13 protein-coding genes, 1 tRNA gene and 1 other annotated feature are annotated in these 12,220 nt (G+C 38.7%); of the genes, 11 read left to right on the top strand and 3 right to left on the bottom strand.

Translation table 11 applies throughout. The annotated features are described in order from the left end of the window. Window positions 1–368: 368 nt before the first annotated feature. Window positions 369–1,517, bottom strand: a complete 1,149-nt coding sequence (locus MW688_RS14935) for a restriction endonuclease subunit S (RefSeq protein WP_486736807.1) — start codon at window positions 1,515–1,517, stop codon at window positions 369–371. Continuing rightward, window positions 1,517–2,998: a type I restriction-modification system subunit M gene (locus tag MW688_RS14930; protein WP_486736467.1), complete on the bottom strand. Its 1,482-nt coding sequence runs from the start codon at window positions 2,996–2,998 to the stop codon at window positions 1,517–1,519. The genes MW688_RS14935 and MW688_RS14930 overlap by 1 nt, the downstream gene beginning before the upstream one ends. A gap of 1,775 nt (window positions 2,999–4,773) precedes the next feature. On the opposite strand from MW688_RS14930, the gene MW688_RS14925 reads away from it, so the two are divergent. The 3 genes from MW688_RS14925 (at window position 4,774) to MW688_RS14915 (ending at window position 7,660) form a co-directional block, all read left to right on the top strand. Next, window positions 4,774–5,937, top strand: a complete 1,164-nt coding sequence (locus MW688_RS14925) for a cysteine desulfurase family protein (protein WP_486736806.1) — start codon at window positions 4,774–4,776, stop codon at window positions 5,935–5,937. Between the two features lie 6 nt (window positions 5,938–5,943). Then, window positions 5,944–6,684, top strand: a complete 741-nt coding sequence (locus MW688_RS14920; protein ID WP_486736805.1) for a DUF1995 family protein — start codon at window positions 5,944–5,946, stop codon at window positions 6,682–6,684. 193 nt (window positions 6,685–6,877) lie between these two features. Beyond that, a complete protein-coding gene (locus tag MW688_RS14915) occupies window positions 6,878–7,660 on the top strand; it encodes a tetratricopeptide repeat protein (RefSeq protein WP_486736804.1) in 783 nt (260 codons plus the stop codon). A gap of 97 nt (window positions 7,661–7,757) precedes the next feature. On the opposite strand, the gene psb34 is transcribed toward MW688_RS14915, so the two are convergent. Next, on the bottom strand, window positions 7,758–7,937 hold the full coding sequence (gene psb34 / locus MW688_RS14910) for a photosystem II assembly protein Psb34 (protein ID WP_486736803.1): 180 nt from the start codon (window positions 7,935–7,937) through the stop codon (window positions 7,758–7,760). Between the two features lie 175 nt (window positions 7,938–8,112). On the opposite strand from psb34, the gene rplS reads away from it, so the two are divergent. From rplS to rplL, 8 genes are all read left to right on the top strand, one after another. Next, window positions 8,113–8,502 carry a 50S ribosomal protein L19 gene (gene rplS, locus MW688_RS14905; protein WP_486736802.1) on the top strand — a complete coding sequence of 130 codons (390 nt, stop codon included), beginning with the start codon at window positions 8,113–8,115 and terminating at the stop codon, window positions 8,500–8,502. A gap of 65 nt (window positions 8,503–8,567) precedes the next feature. Continuing rightward, a tRNA-Trp gene (locus MW688_RS14900) sits at window positions 8,568–8,640 on the top strand. An 87-nt stretch (window positions 8,641–8,727) separates the two neighbouring features. Continuing rightward, window positions 8,728–8,973 carry a preprotein translocase subunit SecE gene (secE, locus tag MW688_RS14895; RefSeq protein ID WP_486736801.1) on the top strand — a complete coding sequence of 82 codons (246 nt, stop codon included), beginning with the start codon at window positions 8,728–8,730 and terminating at the stop codon, window positions 8,971–8,973. A 2-nt stretch (window positions 8,974–8,975) separates the two neighbouring features. Continuing rightward, complete coding sequence (gene nusG / locus MW688_RS14890; protein ID WP_486736800.1) at window positions 8,976–9,590, top strand: transcription termination/antitermination protein NusG; 615 nt, start codon at window positions 8,976–8,978, stop codon at window positions 9,588–9,590. Between the two features lie 3 nt (window positions 9,591–9,593). Further along, window positions 9,594–10,022: a 50S ribosomal protein L11 gene (gene rplK / locus MW688_RS14885; RefSeq protein ID WP_486736799.1), complete on the top strand. Its 429-nt coding sequence runs from the start codon at window positions 9,594–9,596 to the stop codon at window positions 10,020–10,022. A 54-nt stretch (window positions 10,023–10,076) separates the two neighbouring features. Continuing rightward, window positions 10,077–10,787: a 50S ribosomal protein L1 gene (gene rplA, locus MW688_RS14880; protein WP_486736798.1), complete on the top strand. Its 711-nt coding sequence runs from the start codon at window positions 10,077–10,079 to the stop codon at window positions 10,785–10,787. 72 nt (window positions 10,788–10,859) lie between these two features. Further along, window positions 10,860–11,035 (top strand) — a sequence feature (ribosomal protein L10 leader region). A 26-nt stretch (window positions 11,036–11,061) separates the two neighbouring features. Then, entirely contained in the window at window positions 11,062–11,634 is a 573-nt protein-coding gene (gene rplJ / locus MW688_RS14875; RefSeq protein WP_486736797.1) for a 50S ribosomal protein L10, read from the top strand. Between the two features lie 51 nt (window positions 11,635–11,685). Then, a complete protein-coding gene (rplL, locus tag MW688_RS14870; protein ID WP_486736796.1) occupies window positions 11,686–12,090 on the top strand; it encodes a 50S ribosomal protein L7/L12 in 405 nt (134 codons plus the stop codon). The last annotated feature ends 130 nt before the right edge of the window (window positions 12,091–12,220 follow it).

Here is a 12,220-nt window from a genome sequence, read left to right as displayed (position 1 = left end):
CTAAGGGGGGCTTTTCATCATTTTTGTCAACATCTATTGGCTCATTGCTATATATTATGAGATATTGATGCAAATACTTAAAAACCATCTTTCTCCCCCTCTCCCCCTCTCCTGATAAGGGTAGGTTTTTAACATTTCGGTGACTCATATCTTGCACCAGAACAAAAGTACTAAATAGGCCCACAGGCGAAAATCAATTTTTAAGTGGTTAGGATCAATTCTTTTACTCATTACTCATTACTCATTACTCATTACTCAACCACCACAAGTAACTTTCGATAAAGATGCAAGATCTGAGCTCTCCCCCCTCTCGCCTGTTGGCCAATTTCTGTACTTTTTTGGGAGTGCTTTGATATGAGTTTATTGTTTTATAGTTCCCCACGAAAGGCTTTTTGTAATAGACAGTTGAAGAGATTATTTGAATTTTCCAATGAAACAATTAATTTATCTTTTTGTATGTTAATTTTTTGAAAAATTTCATTAAAGCGATTAATTAGATTTTGCTTGGGTAAAATAAATTGAAGTTTTTTCACTTGATCTGCATTTATATGTGGTTGAGCACTTCTTCTTGTCAAAGGTTTTATCATTTGTTTCCCGGAGTGGTCGTTTATTAAGTAATTATAAAAAGCAGCAAGAGAAGAATCTATACTAATGATCATATCATACCCTGCATAAGCTCCATCATATTCATCAGTAATTAATGCACTATCTCCAGAATTAACCCCACTTCGCACAATAACTATATCTCCTTTTTTTAATTTACACTTTTCTATTTTTTTTGTTTCTTCAAAATTAATAAATTTTAGATCCTTAGTTATGATTTTTCCTTGTTTTATATTGGTTGCTCTAATAAAAGGTATCCCTTTAGTTTCAAAGCTAGGTGGTGTACTAGTACCGTATCTTATACTAGAGAAAATTTTTTCAAATTCCAACTTTTTCCACCCTTTAGGATTAGTAACAGGATCGCCAAACATCTCCAAAAAGAGCGATCGCAACAACTCCTCCGTTAACCTTATTGCCTCTTGGCGCTTGCGTCGTATTTCGTCTGCTTTATCTAGTATTGCTGCAATGCGTTTTTGTTCTTTTAAGGGGGGTAATAAAATAGGAATACGATTGGCCGCAGTTTTAGTTAATTTTGGACGAGTTGTTCCTGTAATAAATTGAGTAACATCGTATTTTTCTAAATGCCTGCACAAATATCTTATATTTATATTATCTTTTGGACGAAGTACATGAGCATGATTATTCACCCAGCATTTATGATTTACTTGATATGCAATAGTTTTATCTGGGTCACCAAAATGGCCACCATCTTCTGCAAGAAGAACTAAAGGTTCATCAAATATGTAATCACAAATTGAGTCTTGTTGACCATTAGCGCCGTAATACGGATACACCCCAGCTACCCGATCTTTTTGAGTGATTGGTTTTCTTAAATGATCTAAAAATTCCACCACATCGCGCAGATAAACTGTAGACCATTTCCTATGTGAAAGCTGAGAGATTCTGATAAGCATCACCCCAACATCGCCTCCAACGCCTGTAAATCCTCTCTTATTTCATCTTCTAAAGACATCAACTGGTGCAAAATCACTCGGGGAGACTCATACTCCACCTCCTCATAACTTACCTGTTTATAACGATTAATAGACAAATCATAACCATTCGCCTCTATCTCCGACTTAGGCACAAAAAATGACTTAGAAGCGCGATTATTATCCCGATATACATTCCTTTGCTGCCAACACTTAATTATCTCTGGTATATCATTCTCCTCAATCGGCTGGCGCTTATCATCTAGAGAGTAGCCATCTGCCTCCATATCGTAAAACCACACTGCATCAGTGCCATTTTGCACTACTCCTAACTTAGTAAATATCAATACCGCCGTTGATACTCCTGCATAGGGTTTAAATACTCCTGACGGCATAGAAATTACCCCTTCTAACTTATGATGTTCTACTATTACTTGACGAATGGTTTTATGGGCTTTTGATGACCCAAATAATACTCCATCTGGCACAATTACCGCACCTCTTCCCCCTACTTTGAGTAGACGCAGAAACAAGGCTAAAAATAATAATTCTGTTTTAGTGGTATTAAATACCTTAGTTAGGTCTTTTGCTATGGTTGATTTTTCCACAGAACCCTTAAATGGTGGATTCGCTAAAATGAGAGTATAGGCTTCTTTCACATCTCCACTTTCTTCGGCGAGAGAATCTCTGGCTTCTATATCTGGGTCTTCAATACCATGCAGCATCAGATTCATACTGCCTATTCTCAACATGGTGGCATCGAAGTCAAAACCGTGGAACATTTCATTCATAAAATGTTCTCTGTTACCCGGCGCATTTAGTATATAGTTACCCTCATCATCCTTTTGACGGCGCAAATATTCTGAGACAGCTACTAAGAAACCTCCTGTACCACAGGCAGGGTCACAAATAATATCTTGGGCTGTTGGCGCCATAATTTCCACAATCATGTTAATAATGTGCCGTGGGGTGCGAAATTGCCCATTAGTACCTGCTGTAGTCAACTTAGATAGCATATACTCATATAAGTCTCCTTTGGTATCCCTATCTTCCATAGGTATTTGGTCAATTTGACTCACCACATTAGCTAGTAAGGCGGGATTAGAAATGAGAAAAACAGCATCCTTTGTATGGCGAGAATAGGAGGTATCGTTGGTATGACCTAGATTTTTAATTAGAGGGAAGGCTTTGTCTCTGACTACCTTTAACATAGTTTCTGAGTCGTCTAAGTTTTTAAAATAGGACCAGCGACAGTCTTGATTTTCTGGAGTGAAGGTAGGATTAGATATAGGTTTACCGAGACGTTGGGCTTTTCTTTCTTTAGCTAATTCTAAATCATCGAGGCGCTTGATAAACAGGAGGTAAGATATTTGTTCAATCACGGAGAGAGGGTTACTGATACCGTTATTCCAAAAAGTGGTCCACAGTTTATCTACTTTTGATTTTAACTCTCCTGTAATCATCGGCTTATCTTCTTTGTTGTCTTTTACTCGTACATAATTATCAAATTATAGCAGTAGTGAGAAGGTTAAGGTAATTTCAGTTTTTGCCGTCAATCTCGTAGCCGTCAATCTCGTAGGGTGTGTTAGCGCTGCAAGCGCGTAACGCACCAAATTATCTTCAGGAATTCAGCAGATATCTAGAGATGATGAGATTGAAAAATCATCAGCAGTATCTGTGGCGATCGCCCGAAGCGCTTTGTAGGTTGGGCCCTTGGCAACGAAACCCAACAAACATGAGTTTTGAAGTAACGAGTAACGAGTAATGAGTAAGAAGGTAGCCTGTACGTAGCCTGTAGGTTGGGTTGAGGAACGAAACCCAACAAACATGAGTAATGAGTAACGAGTAACGAGTAATGAAGTAAGAAGGTAGCCTGTAGGTTGGGCCCTTGTCACTACACCCAACAATTTACTGGCTTGTCTTTGGCCGATTAATTATAGCAATGAGCGTTGTAGTGTTAACAATATTTATATTTACAGATCCCCCCTTCCCCCCGCAAACTCGGGGGGCTTTTCATGATAACTGTAAACATCTATTTGGTCATTGCTATATCTGTTGGGTTGCACTTTGTTTAACCCAACCTACTGTCTTGGTGACTACACCCAACAATTTACTTGCTTGTCTTTGGCCGATTAATTATCTGTTGGGTTGCACTTTGTTTAACCCAACCTACTGTCTAATTACCACTAAGCGATCGCCCTTTTGAGTCTTGAAGTAATAAGTAATAAGTTTTGAAGTTTTGAAGTCTTGAAGTTTTGAAGCAGCATTAGTAGGGTGTGAAGCGTGCGAAGCCCGTAACGCACCAAATTATTTTGATGAATCCAGGATGTAGGGTGTGGGCACCAAATTATTTTGATGAATTGAGCTCTTCGCCCATGCTCGGATTACAAACTTGTCAATGGTGCGTTACACGCACGTTAACGCACCCTACAGTGTAGAAGCGATCTCCCTTGGTGACTACACCCAACAATTTACTTGCTTGTCTTTGGCCGATTAATTATCTGTTGGGTTGCACTTTGTTTAACCCAACCTACTGTCTGATTACCACTAAGCGATCGCCCTTTTGAGTTTTGAAGTAATGAGTAATGAGTAATGAGTAAATACCCTCATCAATGGAGGTATGCTTTATCAACATCTTTCTTAACACAAAACTTGACAAAAACCGTAACTTGTGATAATCGCTTTTTTAGATTTTATCTCATGAAAATAATGTATAAAAATATACATTTAATCAGCTTTGTAGGTTGGGTTGAGGCAACGAAACCCAACAAACATGAGTAATGAGTAACGAGTAACGAGTAATGAGTAAGAAGGTAGCCTGTACGTAGCCTGTAGGTTGGGTTGAGGAACGAAACCCAACAAACATGAGTAATGAGTAACGAGTAACGAGTAATGAAGTAAGAAGGTAGCCTGTAGGTTGGGCCCTTGTCACGAAACCCAACAATTTACTTGCTTGTCTTTGGCCGATTAATTATGTGTTGGGTTGCACTTTGTTTAACCCAACCTACTGTCTATCATTAAATTATAGCAAGCTCGCAAATAGATGTTTACAGTTATCATGAAAAGCCCCCCTTAATAAGGGGGGTTTGGGGGGAAAAGTTTATCTAAATATGGTTAATACTACAACGAGCCCTGCTATAAACAACCAATAATCTTAGTACAAAAATACTCAAAGAAAATCTAAGAGAAAGCAAAAGTTCGCTAAAATTAACTAGATAAGAGAATTAAACAAACAAAGATGCAAATCTATCTCGACTATAGTGCCACAACTATGCCTCATCCTGAAGTAATTCAGGCAATGGCAGAAAGTCAAAGAAATCAATGGGGTAACCCCTCTAGTTTGCATAGTTGGGGAGAAAGAGCCGCCAACGCTTTAGAAATAGCTAGAATTCAAGTGGCAGAACTAATAAATACAGTACCAGAGTCTATAGTCTTTACCTCTGGGGGAACAGAAGCTAACAACCTAGCCTTGATGGGTATAGCTAGAAAATATAAAAACCCACAACATCTAATTATCTCTAGTGTAGAACATTCAGCGATCGCCGAACCTGCAAAAATTTTAGCTAAGTCGGGATGGGAAATTACCCAATTACCAGTCAATAAACAAGGCAGAATTAACCCTCAAGACCTCAAAACAGCTATAAAAGACAATACAGCCTTAATCTCTATTATCTACGGACAAAGCGAAGTTGGTACCCTACAACCAATACCAGAACTAGCGGCAATTGCCCGAGAACACATCATACCATTTCATACAGATGCAGTACAGGCGGCGGGACGTGTACCCCTAGATGTAGAGACCTCAGCCATAGATTTACTCTCCCTATCTAGTCACAAAATTTATGGACCATCAGGAGTAGGCGCCCTATATATCAATCCCCAACTAAACATAGAACCCTGTCTATGGGGAGGAGGACAAGAATCAGGACTACGTCCAGGCACACAACCTGTAGCTAGTATAGTAGGCTTCGGTGTGGCAGCATCAATAGCTAAAGCTAATCTAGGTAAAGAATCTTTGAGATTGCAACAACTGCGCCATCGCCTCTGGACACAATTAGCTGATTCTCCCTATCTTATACCCACAGGGGATCCTTTCCACCGTTTACCCCATCATCTGAGTTTTATACTCAATGAAAAGTTTTTCCCCGAAAGAATTACAGGAAAAACCCTAGTAAGACAATTAAATCTGGCAGGAATTGGCATTAGTTCCGGTTCTGCTTGTCAAAGTGGTAAACTAAACCCTAGTCCAGTACTATTAGCCATGGGCTACTCTGACAGTCAAGCAATTAGAGGTATCCGTTTAACCCTAGGTAAAGATACAGTAGCTGCTGATATTGATTGGACAGCAATGGTACTAAAACAAATTCTAGAACGTCTTCAACTTCAACTACTCACAGTCTAAAAACTTATGTCTATTCCCGAAAGTCTAGAAGCCGCAGTAAATCAAGCTAAATCAACAACTATAGCCGCTTTAGAAGCAGGCTATCAACGTCTTCAGGTAGAATTAGTTATTCCCGAAATTGCTCTACAAGCTCAAGGTTTAGCACTAGAATTTACTACTATATTCAGTGAATATGAATCTGGTTTAAAAGTATTTTTTCCTGATACAGGCGCCGCAGCTTTAGCCCGTCGTGACTGGGGAGAAACTTCTTTTAAGGTTACCGATTTGGGTACCTCTCGTACACCTATAGATACTAAAATTAGCGATACAGACCAGATTTTTTTAGTAGTTTCCCCCTCTGCCGTGGAAGTGAGTCAAGTAGAAAAACTCTGCAACCTCGCAGGAGATCGCCCTGTAGTTATACTAATTCCTCAACTAGAAGATGTGTCTATTGTGGGTATTGGTTTAGCTGCGCGTCAACTAAGAGAACGCTTTTTGAGTACTTTAGAATCTTGTTACTATTTTAGACCTTTAGATGGAGCTGTGGTGCTCAAAGCTTTTCCCTCTCCCTGGCAGGTGTGGCGCCAAGTAGATAACGATTATGAATTGATTTGCTCTCAAGCTGAAAAACCTATGGGTGAAGCTTTAGATAGAATTCTCTACCAAGGCCCCACTAGCTCTGATGTAGAAGAGGAAAAACCAAAAAATCAGCGCAAACCAGGTTTATTAGCTAGTTTACAGCAATTTTTGCGAGCTCTAAGTCAATAGTCTGACGGCATGAAAACTTTTATTGAATCGGTGAAGTAGGGTGTGTTAGCGCCCGAAGGGCGTAACGCACCGAATTAAATTGATGAATGAATCAATATACCAAACAGAGGTAGGGTGTGTTAGGGCGCCCTTCGCGTGCGTAACGCACCAAATTAAATTGATGAATCAATATACCAAACAGTGAAGAGAAAATATGCAGAAAAAAATATTATTACTATTTAGTAGCATTCTTTTGATTAATACTAGCTTTATGCCTGGATTTCTAAGGGCAGAAACAGAAGAAACAGTAGAAACTAGCGCTATCAACTTTTATAACCAGGGTGTAGATGATTTAGCCAAGGAAAATTTTACTGAAGCCATCGCCAATTTTACTGAAGCTATTCAACTCAACGATCAAGACTCTGACAGCTATTATAATCGTGGTTATGCTCAACACCAACTAGAAAATTATCAACAAGCCCTTGCTGATTATCAAGCGGCAATTCAACTTAATCCAGAATTTGCCGAAGCTTACGCTAATCGCTGTTACGCTTTTAATCGTCTAGGTAATTATCAACAAGCTGTGCAAGAATGCGATCGCGCCCTTGAATTAAACCCGAATAATTCTCAATACTATCTTAATCGTGGTAATGCTTACGATGATTTAGGTCAATCTCAAGCCGCTTTACAAGACTACTCTCGCGCTATTGATTTAGATCCTACTAATCCCCAAATTTTTTATAATCGCGCGATCGCTTATAATCGTCTAGAAGAACATCAAAAAGCCATCGAAGACTATACTAAGTCTTTACAGTTCTTTCCTGAATTTGCTGAAGCTTACTATAATCGCGGTATTAGCTATATCTACCAAGAAGATTATGACCAAGCTAATTTAGACTTACAACAAGCTGCTGATTTGTTTTTACAGCAAAACAAACAGGAAAATTACCAAAACACTCAGGAAATTCTCATAGAATTACAACAGCAATTAGAATAACCATAAAAAAAGCCCCACCTTTTTAAAAGCCAGGTAGTAAGGCTTGGGTGGGATACTTCTTGATACTTATTCTGTTTTACTTCCTATTGGTTTGTATTTAACCTACAGTTGACACAGAATAAGCGATAAAGATTACCCCAACTACTAAAGCTGCCGCCAAAGATCCTAAAATAATATAGTTACGTTTTTCCGTATTGGTTGGTGGTTCACTCTTGTAAACTTTTGGCTCTGAAGCAAAGTTATTTAGTCTTCCACCTTCTTCTGTTGTATATGGCATAATATTAATCCTTTTTTACTAATGTTTACAACATTTATACTAGGTATAAATTGCTATTGCCTATAATTATAACAAAACTTTACAATTTATTGACAATAATTTTTTTTGAGGAATTATTTTACACTGAGGCAGAAAATAAACTATAATAATAAGCTGTCCAAATTTAATAAAGACCATGAATGCTCAAGAAATTATTCAAAATATAGAATCAGAACATCTCAAGAAAGACTTGCCCGAAATATATGTAGGGGATACAGTTAAAGTCAAGGTAAAAATTCAAGAAGGCGGAAAAGAAAGATTACAACCCTACGAAGGAGTAGTAATAGCAAAGCGTCACGGAGGCATAAACGCGACTATAACAGTGCGGAGAATCTTTCAAGGAGTAGGGGTAGAAAGAGTATTTCTGGTTAACTCACCCAGAATCGATGAAATAATAGTAATAAGAAGAGGAAAAGTAAGAAGGGCAAAACTATATTATTTACGCGATCGCATCGGGAAAGCAACAAGAATTAAACAACGTTTTGACCGTCCTATTCAAAATACCTCAAAAAAGAAGAAAAAATAACTGCCAACTTTAACCAAGAATGTGTTAAACTAGTAAAAGTTGCTTGATAAGCTTCGCAGTTGAATGCGCTCTTAGTTCAGTTGGTAGAACGCAGGTCTCCAAAACCTGATGTCGGGGGTTCAAGTCCTCCAGGGCGCGTCATAATTGCTCTATAATAAATAAGTTAACAAGTGCGAGTTAATTAAAAGAACTCCACAGAAGTAAAACTAATGGCAAGGAGTAATTGTGGCTAAAAAAGAAACAGCAAGTACATCGAAGACAATTCAAGCCAAAGAAACTAAAACCAAAGAAGAAAGCAATGCAGTAAGCTTTCTCAAGGCAACTAAGCAAGAATTAACTAAAGTGGTATGGCCATCTAGACAGCAACTGATAAGTGAATCAGTAGCAGTAATTTTAATGGTTATACTAGTGTCAACAGTTATTTACTTAGTAGACAATTTATTTACGTGGGTATCAGGGAAGGTGTTTTAAATATGAGTTTTGCTGGGGATCAATCACAAGAAACAGAAAACAATCAGTTACAAACAAAAGCCCGCTGGTATGCTATACAAGTAGCATCAGGGTGTGAAAAAAGAGTAAAAAGCAACATAGAACAAAGAATTCGCTCATTTAATGTAGCTGATAGAGTCATTCAGGTACAGATTCCCCACACACCAACGATAAAAATACGTAAAGATGGCTCTCGCCAACATCAAGAAGAAAAAGTATTTCCGGGATACGTCCTAGTAGAAATGTTTATGGAAGATGATGTGTGGCAGGTGGTAAAAAATACCCCTCATGTGATAAACTTCGTAGGTTCAGAACAAAAAACCAAAACAGGAAGAAGCAGAGGGCACGTCAAACCAATTCCTCTATCTAATACAGAAGTAGAGCGAATCTTTAGACAAGCAGAAGGAAGAGACCCAGTTGTCAAAATAAATCTGGGAATAGGTGATAAAATAATGGTTCTCTCAGGACCATTCAAAGACTTTCATGGGGAAGTAATTGATGTGAGTCCAGAGAGACAAAAATTGAAAGCTCTACTGTCAATTTTCGGAAGAGAAACACCAGTAGAATTAGAATTCAATCAAGTAGAGAAAGAGTCGTAAAAAATGGCAAAAAAAGTAGTAGCGTTGATAAAGTTAGCACTTCCGGCGGGAAAAGCTAACCCGGCACCTCCAGTAGGTCCGGCATTAGGTCAGCATGGCGTAAATATTATGGCTTTTTGCAAAGAATATAACGCCAAAACAGCAGATCAACCAGGAATGGTAATACCAGTAGAGATATCGGTATTTGAAGATCGCAGTTTTACCTTTATACTGAAAACACCTCCCGCCTCCGTATTGATCAAAAAAGCAATAGGAAAAGAAAAGGGGTCAAGTCAGCCAAATAAAGATAAGATAGGTTCGATAACTCGCGAACAAATCAGAGAAATAGCAACAACAAAAATGCCAGATCTGAATGCGAATGATATCGAAGGAGCAATGAAAATAATCGAAGGTACTGCCCGGAATATGGGAGTAACTATCAAAGAAGCTTAGAAAATAAGTATGGGGAGAGGTTAAAACTTCGCTATTGACCCAAAAGGAGTAAAAATGGCAAAAAAAATATCCAGAAGACTAAGAGAAGCCTTAGAAAAGGTAGAAGAAAAAGCATATCAGCCTCTAGAGGCGATGCAACTATTGAAAGAAACAGCAACTGCAAAATTTGACGAAACAGCAGAAGCACATATACGCCTAGGGATAGACCCGAAATATACAGACCAACAACTGAGAACAACAGTTAGTTTTCCCAAAGGCACCGGACAGAGTGTAACAATAGCAGTAATTACCCGAGGGGAAAAGGTAAAACAAGCAAGCGATGCAGGAGCTGATATAGTAGGTTCAGAAGAGCTTGTAGAGGAAATTTTCCAAGGTAGAATGGACTTCGATTTAGTAGTAGCTACTCCAGATATGATGCCTAAGGTAGCTAAACTAGGAAGAATTCTAGGTCCAAAAGGCTTGATGCCATCCCCAAAAGGTGGAACCGTAACTAATGATTTAGAATCGGCGATCGCCGAATTCAAAGCCGGGAAACAAGAATTTAGGGCCGATAGAACCGGAATTGTACACGTGATGTTCGGAAAAAGTTCTTTTCCCCCAGAAGATTTGGTACAAAATTTAAAAGCCCTACAAGAAACAATAGACCGAAATCGACCATCAGGGGCAAAAGGACGTTACTGGCGTTCAATCTTTGTTTCTGCTTCCATGGGACCATCAATAGAGGTGGATTTAAACGGTCTGCGAGATTTTAAACTAGAAGAATAATCTCTTGACAAAATAAATATTTAGTGATAAGATGGAATCTTTGAAGTAAATATTTATTCCTTCTAAGCTAAATAAAATATTCAGCGTAAACCAAAGACAGCAGGTGCTAAAAAAAAGGCTTAATTTCCTGCCGAGGTGTAAGCGAAAAAGTTAAAAGCAACTAGTAAGTTAGTTGTGTAAAATTTATTTTACTAATTTTTGTAGCAACCTCGGCGCACCAGCACCAAGGTTGTTATTTTTATGCCAAGACAAAAGCAAGGGAGGAAAGGAAAAAATGGGCAGAACACGTGAATCAAAAGCAGAAATAGTCAAGGAACTTAAGCAAAGCTTAAGTGAAGCCCAAATGGCTATAGTAATTGACTATAAAGGACTATCGGTAGCAGAAATTGGTGAATTACGTAATTCCCTACGTCCTACAGGAACAGATTGCAAAGTAACTAAAAACACTTTGATGCGTCTAGCGATCGCCGATGACGAAAATTGGGCAGCAATGGATCAATTTCTCAAAGGCTCATCGGCTTTCCTACTACTCAAAGATGACTTAGGCTCAGCAATCAAAGCCTACCAAAAGTTCCAAAAAGACACCAAAAAAACCGAGTTTCGCGGTGGTGTCATGCAGGGGCAAGCTCTAAACGAAGAACAGGTAAAAGCAATCACAGAATTACCTACCAAGGAAGAGCTAATCGCCCAAATAGCCGGAGCTATTAATTCTATAGCCACAAAACTAGCTGTAGGAATTAATGAAGTGCCTGCATCCTTGGGACGTGGAATCAACGAAGTACCATCATCTTTGGGACGCGCTATACAGGCGATCGCTGCCAAAGAACAAGAAGACAATGCAGCTTAAAAATTGTCTCACGCAACTAAATATCACTCAATTAACCAGGAGAAAAAATAAATGTCTGAAGCAACTCAAGAAATTTTAGAAAAGCTAAAATCATTAACCCTCTTAGAAGCATCTGAATTAGTTAAAGAAATTGAAGAAGCATTTGGAGTAAGTGCCGCAGCCCCCGTGGGTGGTGGTATGATGATGATGGCACCAGGAGGGGTACCAGGAGCGGCAGCGGAAGCGGAAGCGGAAGAAGAAAAAACTGAATTTGATGTAGTTCTCGAAGAATTCCCAGCCGATAAGAAAATTGCAGTTCTTAAAGAAGTTCGTGGTATCACTGGTTTAGGACTAAAAGAAGCCAAAGAATTAGTAGAATCAGTACCCAAAGCTCTCAAAGAAGGTATAGCTAAAGAAGAAGCTGAAGAAATGAAGAAAAAACTTGAAGAGACAGGGGCAAAAGTTAGCATTAAATAATGGGCAAAATAAATTAACCGCCCATTGCAGTTATTTGTCAACCTCGAATTTAAAATACGGGGAATTCATGTAATACTCAGATCTTGCATCTTTACCCAAAGTTACTTGTGGTGGTTAAGTAATGAGTAAT

The organism is Johannesbaptistia floridana (genome assembly GCF_057440575.1).
This window is presented reverse-complemented; position numbering and strand designations above follow the sequence as displayed.

Bases quoted from the DNA above. Each gene is read 5' to 3' on its own strand.
- MW688_RS14935 (WP_486736807.1), bottom strand. From the start codon at position 1,517: ATGCTTATCAGAATCTCTCAGCTTTCACATAGGAAATGGTCTACAGTT.
- MW688_RS14930 (WP_486736467.1), bottom strand. From the start codon at position 2,998: ATGATTACAGGAGAGTTAAAATCAAAAGTAGATAAACTGTGGACCACT.
- MW688_RS14925 (WP_486736806.1), top strand. From the start codon at position 4,774: ATGCAAATCTATCTCGACTATAGTGCCACAACTATGCCTCATCCTGAA.
- MW688_RS14920 (WP_486736805.1), top strand. From the start codon at position 5,944: ATGTCTATTCCCGAAAGTCTAGAAGCCGCAGTAAATCAAGCTAAATCA.
- MW688_RS14915 (WP_486736804.1), top strand. From the start codon at position 6,878: ATGCAGAAAAAAATATTATTACTATTTAGTAGCATTCTTTTGATTAAT.
- psb34 (WP_486736803.1), bottom strand. From the start codon at position 7,937: ATGCCATATACAACAGAAGAAGGTGGAAGACTAAATAACTTTGCTTCA.
- rplS (WP_486736802.1), top strand. From the start codon at position 8,113: ATGAATGCTCAAGAAATTATTCAAAATATAGAATCAGAACATCTCAAG.
- nusG (WP_486736800.1), top strand. From the start codon at position 8,976: ATGAGTTTTGCTGGGGATCAATCACAAGAAACAGAAAACAATCAGTTA.
- rplK (WP_486736799.1), top strand. From the start codon at position 9,594: ATGGCAAAAAAAGTAGTAGCGTTGATAAAGTTAGCACTTCCGGCGGGA.
- rplA (WP_486736798.1), top strand. From the start codon at position 10,077: ATGGCAAAAAAAATATCCAGAAGACTAAGAGAAGCCTTAGAAAAGGTA.
- rplJ (WP_486736797.1), top strand. From the start codon at position 11,062: ATGGGCAGAACACGTGAATCAAAAGCAGAAATAGTCAAGGAACTTAAG.
- rplL (WP_486736796.1), top strand. From the start codon at position 11,686: ATGTCTGAAGCAACTCAAGAAATTTTAGAAAAGCTAAAATCATTAACC.